Source organism: Acinetobacter sp. YH16040_T (genome assembly GCF_024605785.1).
Lineage (GTDB): Bacteria > Pseudomonadota > Gammaproteobacteria > Pseudomonadales > Moraxellaceae > Acinetobacter > Acinetobacter amyesii.
Genome location: NZ_CP094541.1, coordinates 846973 through 865629, shown reverse-complemented (window position 1 = coordinate 865629; position 18657 = coordinate 846973). Strand labels below are relative to the sequence as shown.

Genomic DNA, 18657 nt, shown 5'->3' with positions numbered 1-18657 from the left:
ACTTCAACAGTATTGGTAAACGTAAGCACATGAATAAAAACGCTAATATAGGTATATACTCTTAAAATCTACGTAAAACCAATTAATATGATTTTCTTAATTAATTTCAAATAATTAACTGTATATTTTCTTATTATTACGATTTTTATATTTGGCAAATCTTTTGATTAAGACCTAAAACCAATCATCATCCAATATATTAATGATTACTAGATACTATTGAGCATGGGAAGAGCTGAGAACAAAAATTAAAATGCTTTGCTGAAAAAAATTGCACCCTATTACGTGAACAGGATGCATGTCAATTTGCGAATCGTACCAGCCTAGTCTTTGGCTGCTAAATAAGGAATATGATGTCCCTTGCTATATTGATGTTCAGCATAAACCCGAGAAATCTCTCCAAGTTTTTCTAAGGTTGCCTCTTCACCTGCAAGCATCGTCGCTTCACGACCTTTTACATCAAATATATGTGCTTTTTCACGTAAATCAGGTTGAATCACAATGTCTGCTCGCTTGAGTTCTTCTTGAGCTAAACGATTTTGCATAATATTGATATTTTGGTTAAACAAGCCCCAAACATTCGACGTTTCGGTATGAATCGGTCGTGCCAAAATATCCACCGCAATAATAATATCTGCCCCTAAATCGCGTGCAACGTCCACAGGAACTGGACTGACCAAGCCACCATCGACATATTCTGTGTCTTCAATAATCGTTGGAATAAACATGCTCGGAATCGACACCGAAGCACGAACGGCCTGTCCCGTATTACCATAGTTGAACACGACTTTTTTGCCATCCTTTAACTCGGTTGCCACAACATACATTGGGGTTTTTAGCAACTCTAAAGGCACGTCATCAACTTGCTCATTAATATAATCTTCAACTTTTTTACCATCAAAAAAGCCTTTTTTGTCCAAGCGTATTTCTCGAACATCATTGGCTTTCATATTTAAGGCGATATCTCTTAACTCATTGGCACTTTTACCTGAAGCATAGATTGAACCCACAATGCTACCCGCACTGGTTCCAACAATAAAATCTGGGTGTATTCCCTGCTGTTCAAGTATTTGAATGGCGCCAATGTGTGCATAACCACGTGCCCCACCACTCCCTAAAACCAAAGCAACAATCGGACGCTTTTCCTGCTTTTTCACTTTTTTAAAGTCAATGCGGTTATTCGCCACTTGAGCAGGTGCTGCTGTATAAGTTCGAATTTGTGATGTTGTTTCAGCGCTGACCTTTTTTGAGCCCACACTTTGACAACCTACAAGGCTGATTGCGAATGCAGTCATCAAAACAGTTATGCTTTTCATTGAGAGATATTCCAAATGCAACTCGATATTTGAAGAGAAAAAGTAGTCTAATCAGTCCACATTCACGTCACTGTTATTATTCGTTAATGCCTCTGACCGATGCACATTATATTGACATACAACCTAGAAAGTCATTGGCTGTCAAAATTTCAATGTCTAGCAGAATTTCCACATCAGGATTCAAGCCCTTATCTAGCAAAAAAAGCCCCGATAACGGAGCTTTTTAAAGTTAATTTTTGACTTTACCAAATATCGGAATTAACGCGATCCTTATATTTTGGATGTTCATCCATTTTAAATACTGGCTCTTTTACACCCCGTTTTAACTGTGAGGTGTAGTCTTTCATCAGCATCAATAAGAATGGCGTCAGCAATAAAATCGCAAAGAGGTTAATACTCGCCATTACGCCCATGAAGAGATCCGCTAAGTTCCAAATCAGTGGCACACTCATGATTGAGCCAAAGTACACCATCATGAGGACGACTACGCGGAATATAAACATGACCTTAGGATTGTTATTGATAAACTGCACATTACCTTCAGCATAAGCATAGTTACCGATTACTGAAGAATAAGCGAATAAGAACAAGATTATGGCAAGGAAGTCATCTCCCCATGCGCCAATCTGGCTTTCAAGCGCCATTTGCGTCAAAGCAACGCCTTCAAAGCCTGCATTTTCATACAAGCCAGATGCCAAAATAATGATCGCCGTACAGGTACACACGACAAATGTATCGACAAAGACACCGAGCATCTGAACTAGGCCTTGATTGACAGGGTGTTTAACATCTGATGCTGCCGCAGCGTTGGGTGCAGAGCCCATACCCGCTTCATTCGAGAATAAACCACGTTTAATCCCCTGCATCATTGCCATAGAAACCATGGCACCGAAAAAACCACCTGCCGCAGCATCAAATTCAAAGGCTTTACTGAAAATTAACTGGAAAATATCTGGGAGCATCGCAAAGTTAGCAAATGCAACATAGAAAGCAACTGCGAGATAAAGCAACGCCATAAAGGGTACAAATCTTTCTGCAACTTTGGCGATTCGTTTAATCCCGCCAAAAATAATCAGCGCTGTTATAAATACAAGGAATAACCCTACCCATGAAATTTCAAAACTAAAACTGCCCAAACTCAATACTAGATTGGCTTTATCCCAACCCCAAGCATGTGAAGTTGCACCCGTAATGGCATTGGCTTGTACTGCATTAAACACAAAGCCATAGGTTGAAATCAGGGCAATCGCAAATACTACACCCAACCATTTTTGTTTTAAGCCTTGGGTAATGTAATAAGCTGGTCCACCACGAAATTGCTGATTTTGCGTATCACGCACTTTGAAGAGCTGTGCAAGTGAAGATTCCACAAATGCTGAACTCATGCCTAAAAATGCGGTAAACCACATCCAAAACACTGCACCTGGCCCACCAATTGCAATCGCAATTGCAACACCTGCGACATTACCTACGCCGACACGACTGGCCAGTCCCGTCACAAAGGCTTGGAATGGTGTAATCCCATGTTCATCATCGCCTTCTTTACGGCTAGATTTCATCACTTTAATACTATGAAAAAATAGACGAATCTGAACTGCGCCAGTGATTAAGGTATAGAAAATACCAACCGCCACTAAGAATACGACTAAGAAATCCCAAAGCGGATCATTAAAAACTTTGACCCAGCCCATGAGAGTTGCATTTAATTGTTCATCCATAATCAATACCTAAAATGCGAATAGAAAAACAAAGGCTCTAAATTAGAGCCTTTGTAGAATTAAGCGAAAAATTTGAGAATTAATTGAATAACCGTCGCATTAATTAAGTCAACAAAGAATGCACCACATAGCGGCACAATTAAGAATGCCTTATGTGAAGGGCCATACATATTTGTAATCGCTTGCATATTTGCCACAGCCGTCGGGGTTGCACCCATACCAAAACCACAGTGACCTGCTGATAAAACAGCAGCATCGTAGTTTTTACCCATGACACGGAAAGTAACAAAAGCAGCATACAAAGCCATCGTCAGCGTTTGTGCACCCAAAATGACTACAAGTGGGCCAGCGAGATCAGACAATTGCCATAACTTTAATGACAACAATGCCATCGCCAAATACAAAGATAGAGATGCATTACCAAATACATCGATAGCGCGGTCGAAAATTTGTACACGGAAAATACCTTCCAGTACATTTCGTAAAATTACACCACCAGCCAGTGCCCAAACAAATGTCGGTAATTCAAATACAGTACCTTTACTAAAATCGGTCATGAAGTCCGCAAATGCTAAACACCCTGCAAATAAACCTAATGTGGTAATCGCATTATCTGCTGTAATGAGACGAACTCGATGCGGATATTCAAACGGCACATATTCTGTTGAATTAATATCTGCTAAAGGAGTGTTATCACTTTTTTCAATTTGTTCATGAGTACGTGGCGTTGCAAGTTGATAGCGGTTAATTAATAGCTTAGCCAGTGGACCACCGATAATGCCGCCAATAATCAAACCAAATGTCGCACTTGCCATACCTAAGGCTAATGCACCTTGAATGCCATGTTGAACTTCTAAAATTTCACCCCATGCGCCTGCAGTACCATGACCACCAGTAAGGGTAATAGAACCTGCAATCAAGCCAATCAGAGGGTCAATACCTAGCACCGTCGCAAGACTGATACCTACGAGGTTCTGCACCATGATGAATGAAGCAACAGCGACTATAAAGATGACCAAGCCGATTCCTCCCTCTTTTAATTTGGCAAAGTTTGCACTTAAGCCAATAGAAGCGAAGAAAATCAGCATGAAACTCGTTTGTAATTCACTACTCGTTGTAATGCTATAGCCCCAAAGACTGTGCACCACCAAAGAAATAATCGCGGCAACTAAACCACCGGCAACAGGCTCTGGAATGTTGTATCGACCTAAAAATCCAATACGATTAACAAGAAATCGTCCCAACAAAAGCACAATTACCGCTGCGATTAAGGTATAAAACGCGTTAAAACTAAATTCCATATAATTTGTCCAAAATTATTTGAATATTTTTAAAGCTCTTCTATCAGCATTAGCTGCCTTTATGGTCTGAAATACAACTACATTTTGTAATTTCAAATCAATAATGCAATTCAACGACTCAAGCTAAAGAGTTTGAAAAATATTCATCATCTGATTCAAATAAGTAAGTCTGAGCTTTAAAAATTAACTCAAAATGACTAACAAATCGCTAAAAGTTTTAAATTGAGAAACAGCCTCAAATGAAGCAAATTCAATGACAGAACATTGTGTATGTCTGTACTGTTTCGCACTATTTCTGAAAAGTCGCACATTATGCAGCCTGAATAATAAAATTTCAGTACTTTTTATTACAAAAAGTTAATTTTTCTATAATTTAAAGTTATATCCAATTGTTTTTATTTAAATGCATTCGTATTTTTTATCTATATAAAATATTAAAGATTTAAGCGTGATCTATACACTGTACGTGGTTCAACGCCTGCTTTAACCAGTACGACATCATAACTCAGGCGATTTAATGAATCTATCTGTTTAGTGCTGTGAGTTCATTTGTGTTAATACATCCTCTGTTTAAACAAAAAAAGCCTGAACTAAGTCAGGCTTTTTTGATCGATTCTGATCGATGATTTGAGCTTAGAAGCTATATTTAGCCATTAAGCCAACGCGGTCATCGTTATAAGATTCACCAGCAAAGTTTTTGCGTTTACCGTTCACATATTCCAAGCCAAGTTCAACTGGTTTTACAGGTGCGTAAATAAAGTTAATCCAAGCTTGCTGTGCTTCTTCGTTCGCATTTGAATTCAATGCATCTTTCGCATACGCGCTGCCATCATCCGCAAATAGCGCGCCGTAAGCTAAAGTCGAACGTAGTTTTTCATTAAACTTATAAGTTGCACCCACTTGTACAGCAGTGAATTTGTTTTGCTCGATGTTGCCATCTACAACAGAGTAAGCCGAGTTAGAACCATATAAATAGTTGCTGTTGCCTTCTGTATACGAAACATCACCATTCAATTTCAATTGATCAGTCACTGCATAAGATGCACCCGCTGCTACGCCCCAAGCTGTTTCAGTATCATCTGCAGCTTTAGATTTGTAGTTTTCAACCAATGCACGAGCTGAAGCGGTACCTTTACCTGCGGCAAAACCTTGAGTCACTTTGGCAGTTAAGTTTGGAAGGCGATACGTCGGATCTGCAGCAACAGTCCCTTTACTATCCCCTTCTTCCGCAGAAACAAATAATTGAGTATCTGGAGCTAATTTGTAGTTATAACGAACTTGAGGAATACGTGTAGTACCACCACCCAAGTTTGTATTGAAATCAATCATTTCTGGTGCATGGCTAGACAAAAAGTTAGATGTCGTTTGACCAAATAACCAGTTATTAAAGGTTAAGTAACCGTGACGTAAGCGAAGTCCATCATTTGAACCACTTGCATCTGCAAAGTCGACTTCAATTTTACCGCCCACTTTATTATCACCACCGACAGGTGCTGTAAAATCTAAACCAAAACGTGTGGTTTTTGCAGTTGCGCGAAGTTTATCTCGTGCTTCTTCTTTAGACGTATGTACGTTATTAAAGTCGTTATCCGCACCTTCAATGATGTAGTTTGCATCACCACGAACAAAACCATAAAGACTTACATCTGCACCAGTTTTAGATTTCAAGCTTGCAGCTGGAGAAGCTGGTGGCGGTGGTGGTGCAACAGGACGCGCTTTAACTTGCTGAATCTCTGTTTGTTGCTGTTGTTGAACTTGCTGCTGCGCTTTAATCAAACTTTTTAGTTCTGCGACTTCAGCACGTAATTGTTCAATTTCAGAAGTATTGCTGCCTGCATGAGCCATTGAGACCGTTGCCAAACTCATTGCAACAACAAGGGTTTTCATTGGGTGGAATACAGTTTGAGTTTTCATCCTAAGCTCTCTATTGTCCTGTCATTGTTGTATACCCTAAATCCGGGTGCTTTGTTATTCAGCTATTTGAGCGGACAAATTTCAAGCTGCATATCCGTGCTTTAGTCGCATTAGAACCTTAACTTGTAGCCCCCAATAACGAAATACTTGAAAGCAAAAAGCAAGAAACCTGAATCCATTACTGAAAATAGACTGAAATATTTAGTTAAAATTCAGACTTAGCCGATTCAGATGGCAAAAAAGCTCATTATTCATACCTTAAAGGTAAAAATCCATACTTTATAGGTATGTTATAAAAATGATAAAATCCGACATATTGCCAATAGAGGCATTCGATATATAGTGATCTACATAAAGCACTGTGTTTAATGCAAATAATACTTATTTATCAGTTGCTCTATTTCATTCGAGTGGGACAACAGCGATCCACCGTATCACTAATTATTTCCAAGTGGATGATTGTTTAGATATAAGTTTCGAGTAAACAGCAATAGAATTCATAATGGGAAAATAGCGCCCTCATTCATCGTTATGGATGATGAACATTTATAATGAGTGACGCGGATACTTGATCAATAATACACGTACGTTGATGACCGACGTTTAAGTCAAATGACCTAAACATCATCACCTGCATTCAGCTCACCCCATCGTTGAAGCTTTTAAACTACGCATAGTAATCATTGCAACAACCACAAACAGCAACATAATCAGGGCCATATTGATGAGCGCTGACCATACTAAAAAGTTCAAAAACACTCCGGCCAATAGACCACAGACAAATTGCATACTTCCCATGATTGCACTGGCTGTGCCAGCTCGTGAGCCTTGTTCAGACATCGCCAAAGCCATTGCATTTGGACCAGTGAAGCCGATTGATGCAACACATAAGAACATGCCCAACATTACAACAACGATAGATGAAAGATTAAATAATCCTGCCGCCAATAAGATCAGCACACCACACAATTGAAGTGCATTACCCAATTGCAAACGATGTCGAACCTCCAGTCGATTGGCAAGTTTCTTGTTGAGGGTCGAAAACACCATAATCCCTAAAGCATTCGCCCCAAATACATAAGCAAATTGCTGTTGGCTCAGACCATAACCATCCATTAAAATGGCAGATGAGCCACTGATATAACAAAATAAAATTGCGCCAGAAAAACAGCCTGTGAGCATCGGTTTACGGAAAGTTTCGTCCTGTAAAATCGCACCATATAAACCTAAGACTTGTTTCAAACTTAATTTTAAGCGTCGCTCAACAGGCAGGGTTTCTTGAAAGAAAAAATGTACGCAGAAAAGACAAAAAATACCGACAAGTACCAATACCGCAAATATGTATTGCCATTCAAACACCTGCAATACCCATGCGCCTAAAGTAGGTGCAATGATCGGTGCAATTGTTGTCACGATCATCATACTGGCAAAGGCTTGAGCAGAAGCTTGCATACTTAAGCGATCACGAATTGCTGCACGGGCAATCACCACACCAACACAGCCACCCAAGGCTTGCAAAACGCGAGCCGCGATCAAGCTCCATTCACTTTTGGCAAAGACACACAGAAAACTGGCACAAATATATAAAACCAAACCGAAATATAGCGGTGTTTTACGCCCAATGCGGTCGCTGACCGGCCCGTAAATTAACTGTCCAATCGCCAAACCCAAGAAATACGCTGGAAGACTATTGGCCACTTGTTGCGTTGTCACACCAAAATCGTCGGCCATTTGAGGTAAAGCAGGCAAATACATATCGATTGAAAGTGGACCTAAAGCAGTCAGCAACGCCAACAAGACGATCCAGCGTTGAGAAAATTCCTTTTGTGATTCGACGCTTTTCATAAGAATAATTCATTTATCGCAAGCAAGTTTTGCAGACAAGTTTACACTGCACATAGTATTATTTCTTGGCTTCAATGTGAAAATTCACACGATACACATTGCTTACTGTCCCATCGCTTTAGCAAAGGAAAAATTTTGAACGCCTGGCTCGCACGACTGAAACAAGCAACCTATAACACGACCTTTATGTATAACTTGCGCATGGTCATTGCCTTCGCAGGAACAGCCTTTGTCCCATATTTTTTAGATCAGCAATTGATGACCATTCCCCTCACTTTGGGTGTGGTTGCCGCAGGTCTAAGTGATATCGATGACCGCTTTTCAGTCCGCGTGCTCAATCAAATTTATACCTATATTGGGTTCTTTGTTACTGCGGTATCCATTTATCTGTTGTTCCCGCATCCGATTTTATTTGCATTGGGGCTGATCGTTTCTTGTATCGGTTGGATTCTTTTGGGTTCATTGGGTCGTCGCTATGCCACCATTTCTTATGGCTGTTTGGTGATCTCCGTGTATTCCATGCTTGGGGTCGAACTTTTTGAAAATTGGTATACACAAGCAGGTTTATTGGTCATCGGTGCGATCTGGTATGGACTGCTCTCTACCTTGAGCTTTCTACTGTTTCCTGTACGCCAAGTTCAGGACAAATTGGCGCAAAGCTATTCGTCTCTGGGTGACTTCTTATTTGCAAAATCTAACTTGTTTGATGTCGATATGACACCGGAAAGTTATCAGCAAAGTTTGATTGAGCTATCGCTAGAAAATGGCAAATTAATTGGCATTTTCAACGATATGAAAACGGCCTTATTAACGCGTTTAAAAGGTGACCGTGGACAAAAAGATACGCGTCGTAGCCTGCAATATTATTTTGTCGCGCAAGACATTCATGAACGTGCCGATTCCGCACATATTGATTATCAAAAATTGACCCGTATTTTTGAACATAGTGATATTTTATTTCGCTTTCAACGCGTGCTCTCGATTCAAGGCAAAGCCTGTAAAGATTTGAGTATCAGCATCTTACAGCGAAAACCCTATCATCATAATCAACGTTTTAAGCATGCATTCCATAATCTAAAACTATCACTCGAAAAGCTGCGCGAAGAGCAAAAATACGATGAAGTTTGGATCAACTCTTTATTTGCTTTATACCAAAACCTAAAAGGCATCGATGCGCAATTACGCAACGTCGAAACTGAGCGTTATATTGACCGACAAGCCCTGATTGAAAATCGTTTAAAAGATGATGATTTAAAAGGTTGGGACGACATCGTCATTCGATTCAAACAACATTTGAGCCCAGAGTCCGTGCTGTTCCGTCATGCTGTACGTTTGTCGACCGTGTTATTTATTGGATATATTTTTGTCCAAGTCACCAATATCAGTTATGGCTATTGGATTTTATTGACCGCCCTGTTTGTCAGCCAGCCGAACTTTAACGCCACCAAGCGCCGCCTCTATTTACGTATCATTGGCACATTGGTCGGGATTATTCTAGGTTATGCGATTTTATATTTTGTCCCTTCTGTCGAAGGTCAGTTATTACTGCTCATTTTAAGTGGCGTGCTGTTTTTTGAATTACGTAGTAAGCAATATGCACAAGCCACTGCGTTTATTACGATTTTGGCGCTGATCAACTTTAACTTAGATGGAATGGGTTTTGCCGCAGCTATGCCGCGTATGATTGACACGCTCATTGGTTGTGCCTTGGCATGGTTTGGTGTGAGTTTCATTTTCCCAGATTGGAAATTCCGTCGCCTGCCTCGAACCATCAGCCGTTCGATTCAAGCGCAGTGTGATTATTTGGCCGAAGTGGTTGAACAATACAAATCTGGTCGTAATAACGGGTTGAATTATCGTGTGGTCCGTCGTGCAGCCCATAATACCGATGCAGAAGTGGCTTCACTGATTTCCACTTTAGCCACCGAACCCGATACCGATCCGACTCAAAAAGCTTTGGCCTTTGAGTTTTTGTGTCTCAATCATACCTTTATTAGTTATATCGCAGCCTTAGGTGCGCATCGTGAAAAAATTCAAGATCAACAAGTCTTAACCTTATTGGATAAAGCTACGGATGACATTCAAGGTGCATTACTACGTGACGAAGTACCGGACTTAACGGCGCAAAATATGTTGCAAGAAATCCGTCAGCGTTTGTCACAAAACAGTGAGGAAGATCAAAAATCCTTGATCGTGCTACAGCAGCTTTCTTTGATGTTTAACGTGTTGAACCAATTTAGTCAATTGAAACAAAATCTAAGTCATGAGCATGATCAGGCATCGACTGAACTGGCTTCGCTATAATTTGGATGATTTTGGAACAATATACTCACTGAATTGGTATAAATAATGCTAAACTTTTTACAGTTTTAAATCTGTTACTTTCACTATGACCGCAAAAAATTTATATGCCTACACGCTAGAGCCAGTGGCTTATGAAATTTCTGAAGAAGAACAACGTTATGCTCAACTTGTTCTGTCTCGCAGTAACTTCAAAATTGGCAAAAAAGCATGGCTAATTATGGGTGCAATTCTTGCACTGGCACTCTTGGGCCTCATCTTTATTAAGAACTATTCAACAGTATTTTGCTGGGTAGCTATTGTCTGTGTTGTGATTTACTTCCTTGTGCGTAAATTCGGTATCGAGTGGTATGCGAAACGCAAACTGAACGAAGTCCCTGTACAAGAAATTAAAGGCATTCGTATGGGTGTTCAGCCGCACGGGATCTCTATGCAGCAACGTATGGGCGCAAACATGGGGACGATGACTGTCGGTTGGAAAGACATTCATGAATGGTATGACACTAAAGACTTCATCCTTTTAAACTTTAAAGTGAAGGGTCAAGACGGTGCATACATCTTGCCTAAACGTATGGATAGCAAGAAGTTTCCATTTTCGACCATTCGTAAACACTTAAATGAAACTGTAGGCCCTGCTAAAGCTATTTAAGCCAAACAGACATTTATGTATAAAAAACCTCCGTTTTTTGGAGGTTTTTTATCAGTTTAATTTTCGAATAATCATTGATAATTACAATAATGAGAATGAATATTACTTACTTTTTCCACATTCTCTACTACATCATCGTTTATAATTCGTCGCAATTCAGCAACCTTTTATCAATATTAAATCCATCATGTTTAAGAAAACCCTTTTCCAGATTCACTGGTTCTTGGGGATTAGTGCCGGCTTAATACTCTCGCTCATGGGGGTTACAGGTGCCATTTATTCCTATGAACAGCAAATACTTAAAGCAATCAATCAGGACAGTTATGTGGTTCAGGCTCAACAGCAGCCTAAACTAACCCCTGCTGAGCTTTATCAGCACTTTAGTCAGTCTGATCCTGACATGAAAATTAACAGCATCTCTATTGCCTCAGATGCTACCGCCTCAAGTACCGTGAATATTGTCAAAGAAGGTGCTCGTCGTGGCTATAACATGATGGTTAACCCCTATACAGCCGAAGTTTTACCTGAAATCAAAGGTCAAAAATTCTTCCAATTTGTACAGCAACTACACCGTAATTTAACCGTTGGCCCTGTAGGTAAACAAATTACCGGCGCATGTACACTCATGCTGATTTATTTTGTATTGAGTGGTTTATATCTGCGCTGGCCAAAAAGACATTCAGTAAAACAATGGCTTGCAGTAAAACCAAAGCTCAAAGGACGTAATTTCCTATGGGATCTACATGCAGTCGTCGGCACATGGGTGATTATTTTCTACCTCATTTTGGCATGTACAGGTTTGTATTGGTCTTATGACTGGTGGCGTAATGGCATGTTTAAGGTCATGGGCGTTGAACGTCCACAGCCGCAATTACAAGAAGGTCCAAAACCGAATGGGCAACCTGCTGAACAGGCGGGTGAAAAGCAAAGTGGTGAAAAACAAGCCACTGAAGCAGGACAAGCTCGAGGTGAACACCAAGCACGTTCCGAAAGAAATCCTGCAACGTCAGGCCAATCTGAACACGGCGCTCAAGAAAATAAATATGGTGCTGAAGGTCGCGGAGAAAAACGTGGTCTAAAACCTGAACAAGTGAATATTGCCCTAACGCAAAGTTGGAACGGCTTTAATCAAAATATTGGTCGTGAATACTCAAGTGTCACTTTTAATATTCCGAAAAAAGCCAATGGTGAATTAGAAATTAACTTTGTGGATGCCGTCCCTCAACATGAGCGTGCGCGCAACAAAGCGACTTATAACTACCAAACGGCTGCACTCACCGATATCGAGTTATACGAAGATAAAAAGCTAAATGAAAAAATCATGACCAGCATGTTGCCTGTACATCGCGGTAGTTTCTTCGGACCGATTTATCAGTTCTTTGTGGTTATTGCATCCCTCATGATGCCGCTGTTCTTTGTCACAGGATGGATGCTCTATCTCAAACGTCGTAAACAGAAAAAACTCACACAGCAAGCCCGTCAAAGCTTAGCACCAGTTACCATCGACCCAAATGCACAGCCTTGGTTAATTTGCTATGCATCACAAACAGGTCAGTCTGAACAATTGGCATGGCGTACAGCAACAAGCTTACAAGAGGCTCGTCAGCCTGTCACAGTGAAAGCTGTTCAGCAACTTTCAGCAGATGACTTAACGCAAGCCTCTCAGGTTTTATTTGTTGCAAGTACCTATGGCACTGGCGAAGCACCTGACCTTGCTTCAAGCTTTGAACGTAAACTGATGACACAACGCCTCAATTTGAGTCATGTTCAGTTTGCCGTATTAGCTTTAGGTTCAGAAGAATATCCTGATACTTTCTGTAGCTTTGGTCATGCGATTCATCGCTGGATGCAAAGTAATGCTGCGAAGCCCCTGTTTGACACGATTGAAGTCAATAATGGCGACACCCAAGCCATTCAAGCATGGAATAGCGCTTTAGCCAAAGCGACTAAACTTGAACTTCAGCACATGCAAATTGAAAAAACTTTTGATGCATGGACATTGACCAAACGTGATCTGCTCAACCCGAACAGTTTAGGTGCACCTGCATTTAATATTGAGTTAAAACCGCAACATGAAGCCAACTGGCAAGCGGGTGATATTGCAGAGATTCAGCCGGGTAATAGTGCTGAACGTATTGCAAACTTCATGCAAAAGTACCAGATTCAAAGTCAGCAAGTGGTTGATTCGAATCAGCAACGCATTGAAGATGCATTATGGGATCGTAACCTAAATACGGATATTGAACCATTTGCCAACCTCGATCACTTGCTCGAACAGCTTCCACCGCTTCCAACTCGTGAATACTCCATTGCCAGTATTCCAAGTCAGCAAGTATTACGCTTAGTGGTGCGTCAGCAATCCAATGCGGATGGTGAACTTGGTTTAGGCTCAGGGTGGTTAACACAACATGCAGCGATCAATAGCACACTACAACTGCGTATTCGTACCAATGAATCATTCCATCTAATTGCAGATAATCGTCCTGTGATATGTATTGGTAACGGTACCGGTATTGCTGGTTTACTCAGCTTATTACATGCACGCGTTCGTCAGGACTATACGCAAAACTGGCTGATTTTTGGTGAGCGCCAACGCGCACATGATTTCTTCTATCAAGACATCATTGAAGCATGGCAAAACACGGGCTTAGTTCAACGCATAGACCTCACCTTCTCTCGTGATCAAGCAGAGAAACGCTATGTGCATCATGAGCTACGTGACCAAGCAACCTTACTAAAATCATGGGTAGAACAAGATGCCGTGATCTACGTCTGCGGTAGTATCAATGGTATGGCAACCGACGTTGACCACGCACTGATTGATATATTAGGTGAAGATGTTGTTGCCGAACTGCGTCAAGCTGGGCGTTACCGCCGTGATGTTTACTAATAAGATGTTTACTAATCAATAGCCCCAACTCAAAACCAGACCTCGTGTCTGGTTTTTTTCACGCTATACTTAGGCCAAATACGGATACTGCTTTAATTTTTTGAATGAAAAGAATACTACTGCTTTGTGTAGGCTTGCTGCTCTGTATAGATGCCATTTGGTTACTTACATTAGATAAAATTCATTTAGGCATCCTTTTACCCTTAGTCATTGGGTGTATTTTTATTTTATCGGGACTATTTGCAAGCCAAATCCACAATATTTTAGATCAACACCCCAAACTCAAAATGCTCTGGCATGCTGCATGGTGGTTGTTTTGGCTTTGGCTATTGAGCCTTTTGCTGTTTTTTGCGTATTTACACTTCAATAGCCAGCAATCCAAGCCATTTACTTCCGTCCAAGCCATCATCGTTTTGGGTAGCGGTATTGAAAATGGTCAGCCCTCTCCGACCTTAAAGGCACGTCTCGATGCCGCAGCACCGTATGCCTTGCAACAACCCAATACTATTATGATCATGACGGGTGGTTTAGGCTTTAATGAAAAAATGACCGAATCTTCTGTCATGAAGCGCTATTTACTTCAACACTATGACATTTCAGCGGCAGGCATATATGAAGAAAGTAAAAGTACCAGTACAGAACTCAACCTGATCAATAGTAAAATGATTTTAAAACGACATCAGATTTCGCTTGATGCCCCCATTGCGATTGCCAGTAGTGATTTTCATCTCCCACGTGCAAAAGCAATTGCACAAAAGCTAGGCTATACACAGGTGTATACCATTGCAGCGCCAACACCGCTGTAAATCCGCTACAATTCTTGGCTACGAGAATATTTTGCCTTTTTGAGCGGATTTGTACTCAATGAGTATTAAAAAAAGCCCTTGTTCGATTAGTGAACAAGGGCTTTTTTATGCTGTAAATAAACCATTAATTTAAACGAATGCTACGTGGCAAAGGAATTTTAAGGTTTTCAAAGATTTCTGGTCGCTGCTGGTAGACTTGATATAAATAATTTTTAATATCTAACAGCATCTTTTCAGGTGCAACCAAAATATTTTGCCCTTCCGGGGTCAAATCTAAAGACACCGTAGTGCTCTCGCTACGTAAAAACGGAATGACTTTTTCGATAAAGTCTTTTAATGAAATTTCCTGAATTTCATAATTGGACCAATTGTCTTTAATTAATAAACGTGCCAAACCACGGTTTTGCCAAATGGCGAAGGAACGCTGACCTGTAGGTGTCGCACAAAGTGCCCAACCATCTTGATATAACGCAATCACGCCACCTTGAGCGACCATATTTTCAATAAATTGTTTATAGGTTTCTTGAGGATTGTAATTTGTAGTTTGAGTTTTAGACGCTGCCTTGCGCTGATATGGATTTCTCATAGATCACATACAATATTAAAATTATTATAGAGCGAATTTTATGTAAATCAGAAAATTTAGGCAAGCTTTTGGATAAAGAAGTTTCTATAGAAGAATATGGTGGGCGCTGACGGGATCGAACCGCCGACATTCTGCTTGTAAGGCAGACGCTCTACCAACTGAGCTAAGCGCCCTGAGCGAAGAGTAACAAAGCGGAGCCTTGTCTGAGCGCAAGAGAAAAATCGAAGATTTTTCTAAAGGCATTCTCTTGAACAGAGATTTTTAAGATAAATGGCGCAGCGGACGGGACTCGAACCCGCGACCCCCGGCGTGACAGGCCGGTATTCTAACCAACTGAACTACCGCTGCATCACGTAGTTTCTTTCGAAACACAACCTATATCTTAAAAGATATGGTGGGCGCTGACGGGATCGAACCGCCGACATTCTGCTTGTAAGGCAGACGCTCTACCAACTGAGCTAAGCGCCCTTAAAGGGTACAACAATTATATTCTTTGAAATGGCGCAGCGGACGGGACTCGAACCCGCGACCCCCGGCGTGACAGGCCGGTATTCTAACCAACTGAACTACCGCTGCATCGCAAAAAAATATGGTGGGCGCTGACGGGATCGAACCGCCGACATTCTGCTTGTAAGGCAGACGCTCTACCAACTGAGCTAAGCGCCCTCAAAAGGTCTATCATGTAAATGGCGCAGCGGACGGGACTCGAACCCGCGACCCCCGGCGTGACAGGCCGGTATTCTAACCAACTGAACTACCGCTGCACTTACACAATGTCGCTATTGTGGTTCAAACGAATTAAGATTTAAAGTGGCGCAGCGGACGGGACTCGAACCCGCGACCCCCGGCGTGACAGGCCGGTATTCTAACCAACTGAACTACCGCTGCACTCTAAATATCTTAACGCTGAAAAGGTTTGGTGGGCGCTGACGGGATCGAACCGCCGACATTCTGCTTGTAAGGCAGACGCTCTACCAACTGAGCTAAGCGCCCTTTTCAAAACATGTTCATCGTTTGATGAGGTGCATTATAGAGAATCCTCACGGTCTGTCAAACGCTTTTCTAACTCTTTTCCACTTTTTCTGTTTGAGTGATTAAAAAATAAGTTATATTGCGGAAAAATCAGTATTTTTGAACATTTTTTAGCTATAAACCTGTAAATTTATTACTAAAAATAGGACTTATATTCTGCATCATTCACATAAAAACAGTTTTTCGCGTGGACTCATAACTAATCATTCAGCAAACCGACGATTAATTCACCACACACACTGCATTCTAAAACACCCTAGTGTACAAAATACATTCAAACACGATTTTCTGTTAGTTTGCGAGCATTAGTCCTGACAAAAGTCCTGACAAAAAAACGCCTTTCAAACTCACTTTAATTTTTCAAATCTTTGTTTTGATGCCATGAACTTCGGTTTTCATGGCTTATGCTTATAACGACGTGTTCAATGTTCAGTGATGTAAACCAGCGCATTTAATGGAATCAATTGATAAAGTTCTACAACATCGCTGTTTCGCATGCGAATACAACCATGTGACATCGGTATACCCATAGGCTCGCGATCTGGTGTGCCATGAATATAAATATAACGCTGATAAGTATCACAGCCCTCACCTGCATTAAAGCCGGGTTCTAAACCACTGAGCCATAATATTCGAGATAAAATCCAATCCCGATCAGGGTGTGATGCAGCAAGTTGCTCGTCGTAAACCTCTCCGGTCCACTGACGTGCTTTAAAAACTGCATTTTGAGGTTGTTGTCCACCAAACTTTTCAGCCACTTGATGCCAGCCTCGTGGCGTCTTGCCACTATTTTCCTGCTCACCAATGCCATTTTTACCCGATGAAATGAGGTAAAACTTATTCAGTTTCGGCAAAGTTAAAGTTTGATCTTTCAAGTTAATCAGGATATCTGCTTGATCTTGGGTATATTCAGACATGCTCTTGCTCTTTCTGCTTATCTTTATCTTGTGGTTGTGTCTGCGGCGATGTTTCAATAGTTCTAATCTTATTTGGCTCTGGTCGTGTCCATAACCAAATGCCAACAATCAACATGGTTAAGTCAGTGAATATCTTGACGGCAATCGGTGCTGATGTAAAAAGCATAATCAGGCCACTCACAAACATCATGATCGATGCGAACCATTTTGCTTTGCGGGGGACGGTGCCATTTTCGCGCCAAGCGCGTAGGGTTGGGCCGTATTTAGGATGATTCAACAACCAAGCATCCATTTGTGGCCAGCCTTTTGAAGCCGCCCATGCCGCTAAAATTAAGAAGACTGTCGTGGGCATTCCCGGCAATAAAGCCCCTATAAAGCCTAAAATGACAAAGACAACCACTAAGCTTCGCCAAAACAACGTCTTCATACCGCTACCCTGAACTTTCAATTCAGGTAGTATAAGATGTTTTTAACAATTATCCGTTGTTATTCTGCATTATTCGAAAGGTTTCAATATGGCTGTAACCCCGACAACGTCGTCTTATTTTGAGCCATGGTTGCAATTTAAACAGCCCTTAGTTCGCCAATTAGCTTTCTGTATTGCTAGCCCAAATATTCTGCAGCAAATTCCCTATGAACTCGAAATCCGCTATCCCTTTCATTTTCATCCAAGCGAGCTTTGGCAAAAACATTTTGAAGCCTACCTACCCCGTTTAAAACAACTCGAACAACACCCAAGTGCATTAGTAGAATTTTTACAAAAATTAAAAAGTACTCGTCTTGGTTTACGTTTCGAAATGTTTATGTGGTTTTGGCTTCTCGATCACCCATACCATCCCTACCAGTTACTCGGACATAGCATTCAAAAAATTGACGGCCCTCGTACAGTAGGTGAACTCGATTTTGTTTTAAAAAATACTGAAAGTGGTGAAGTTGAACATTGGGAAGTGGCTTTAAAATATTATCTAGCCGAGCGTGATTTTCAATTACCTTATTGGTATGGCTTAAATCGTAGTGATACTTTGGCTCGAAAGCTCAATCATTTCACCCAAAAACAATTCCAATTTGATGAAGCACTTGGGCAGCAGATTCAACAGCGCTATTGCGTTTTAAAGGGTCAATTATATTTACCTATTCAGCGTACCAGCACATTACCAAACTGGGTCAATCCTGCACGTAGAATAGGTCAATGGGGACATGTCATTCCATCTACGAGTCAAGGCTATTATCGCCTACAACGACATGAATGGATTTGCGTGAAGCAGCAACCGACAAGTGCAACCGCACATTGGTGGACAGATGGTTTATATAAAAAAGACAGTGAGGAAAGCTATTATATGTATAGACAACCACGCTTGGTTTTACCGCAAATCACTTAAAAT

The 18657-nt window shown here is 41.0% G+C and carries 12 protein-coding genes, 8 tRNA genes and 1 pseudogene; 5 read left to right on the top strand and 16 right to left on the bottom strand.

The window, feature by feature from the left end; translation table 11 throughout:
- Positions 1-323: 323 nt before the first annotated feature.
- The 5 genes from MST16_RS04105 to MST16_RS04085 all read right to left on the bottom strand — a co-directional run bounded on the left by MST16_RS04105 (position 324) and on the right by MST16_RS04085 (position 8094).
- On the bottom strand, positions 324-1316 hold the full coding sequence (locus MST16_RS04105; RefSeq protein WP_180009823.1) for a patatin-like phospholipase family protein: 993 nt from the start codon (positions 1314-1316) through the stop codon (positions 324-326).
- 242 nt (positions 1317-1558) lie between these two features.
- The gene (locus MST16_RS04100; protein ID WP_180009824.1) at positions 1559-3034 is read right to left on the bottom strand and encodes a sodium:alanine symporter family protein; all 1476 of its coding nucleotides are present in this window, start codon (positions 3032-3034) and stop codon (positions 1559-1561) included.
- Positions 3035-3093: 59 nt separating this feature from the next.
- A complete protein-coding gene (gene gltS, locus MST16_RS04095) occupies positions 3094-4335 on the bottom strand; it encodes a sodium/glutamate symporter (protein WP_168379287.1) in 1242 nt (413 codons plus the stop codon).
- Positions 4336-4968: 633 nt separating this feature from the next.
- Entirely contained in the window at positions 4969-6249 is a 1281-nt protein-coding gene (locus MST16_RS04090; protein WP_180009825.1) for a DcaP family trimeric outer membrane transporter, read from the bottom strand.
- A gap of 642 nt (positions 6250-6891) precedes the next feature.
- Positions 6892-8094, bottom strand: coding sequence for a multidrug effflux MFS transporter (locus MST16_RS04085; RefSeq protein ID WP_180009826.1), 1203 nt, complete (start codon positions 8092-8094; stop codon positions 6892-6894).
- 135 nt (positions 8095-8229) lie between these two features.
- Between MST16_RS04085 and yccS the strand changes: the two genes are divergently transcribed.
- The 4 genes and pseudogenes from yccS (at position 8230) to MST16_RS04065 (ending at position 14809) form a co-directional block, all read left to right on the top strand.
- Complete coding sequence (yccS, locus tag MST16_RS04080) at positions 8230-10398, top strand: YccS family putative transporter (protein ID WP_180009827.1); 2169 nt, start codon at positions 8230-8232, stop codon at positions 10396-10398.
- Between the two features lie 85 nt (positions 10399-10483).
- Complete coding sequence (locus MST16_RS04075) at positions 10484-11044, top strand: YcxB family protein (protein WP_078191438.1); 561 nt, start codon at positions 10484-10486, stop codon at positions 11042-11044.
- Positions 11045-11231: 187 nt separating this feature from the next.
- Positions 11232-13934 carry a sulfite reductase flavoprotein subunit alpha gene (locus MST16_RS04070; RefSeq protein WP_180091944.1) on the top strand — a complete coding sequence of 901 codons (2703 nt, stop codon included), beginning with the start codon at positions 11232-11234 and terminating at the stop codon, positions 13932-13934.
- A 104-nt stretch (positions 13935-14038) separates the two neighbouring features.
- Positions 14039-14809: pseudogene (locus MST16_RS04065) on the top strand (YdcF family protein).
- Positions 14810-14864: 55 nt separating this feature from the next.
- On the opposite strand, the gene MST16_RS04060 reads toward MST16_RS04065, so the two are convergent.
- The 11 genes from MST16_RS04060 to MST16_RS04010 form a co-directional block, all read right to left on the bottom strand.
- Positions 14865-15326: a DUF2750 domain-containing protein gene (locus tag MST16_RS04060; protein WP_078191441.1), complete on the bottom strand. Its 462-nt coding sequence runs from the start codon at positions 15324-15326 to the stop codon at positions 14865-14867.
- A 97-nt stretch (positions 15327-15423) separates the two neighbouring features.
- Positions 15424-15499, bottom strand: a tRNA-Val gene (locus MST16_RS04055).
- 98 nt (positions 15500-15597) lie between these two features.
- Positions 15598-15674, bottom strand: a tRNA-Asp gene (locus MST16_RS04050).
- Between the two features lie 44 nt (positions 15675-15718).
- Positions 15719-15794 (bottom strand) — tRNA-Val (locus MST16_RS04045).
- Between the two features lie 31 nt (positions 15795-15825).
- Positions 15826-15902 (bottom strand) — tRNA-Asp (locus MST16_RS04040).
- Positions 15903-15916: 14 nt separating this feature from the next.
- Positions 15917-15992 (bottom strand) — tRNA-Val (locus MST16_RS04035).
- 21 nt (positions 15993-16013) lie between these two features.
- Positions 16014-16090: transfer RNA gene (locus tag MST16_RS04030), tRNA-Asp, on the bottom strand.
- A gap of 47 nt (positions 16091-16137) precedes the next feature.
- Positions 16138-16214: transfer RNA gene (locus MST16_RS04025), tRNA-Asp, on the bottom strand.
- Between the two features lie 29 nt (positions 16215-16243).
- Positions 16244-16319, bottom strand: a tRNA-Val gene (locus MST16_RS04020).
- A gap of 461 nt (positions 16320-16780) precedes the next feature.
- Positions 16781-17275: a cell wall-recycling L,D-carboxypeptidase ElsL gene (gene elsL / locus MST16_RS04015; RefSeq protein WP_078192250.1), complete on the bottom strand. Its 495-nt coding sequence runs from the start codon at positions 17273-17275 to the stop codon at positions 16781-16783.
- Complete coding sequence (locus MST16_RS04010) at positions 17268-17702, bottom strand: YbaN family protein (protein WP_180004991.1); 435 nt, start codon at positions 17700-17702, stop codon at positions 17268-17270. The genes elsL and MST16_RS04010 overlap by 8 nt, the downstream gene beginning before the upstream one ends.
- 88 nt (positions 17703-17790) lie before the next feature.
- Between MST16_RS04010 and MST16_RS04005 the strand changes: the two genes are divergently transcribed.
- The gene (locus MST16_RS04005) at positions 17791-18654 is read left to right on the top strand and encodes a DUF1853 family protein (RefSeq protein ID WP_180009830.1); all 864 of its coding nucleotides are present in this window, start codon (positions 17791-17793) and stop codon (positions 18652-18654) included.
- Positions 18655-18657: the final 3 nt, after the last annotated feature.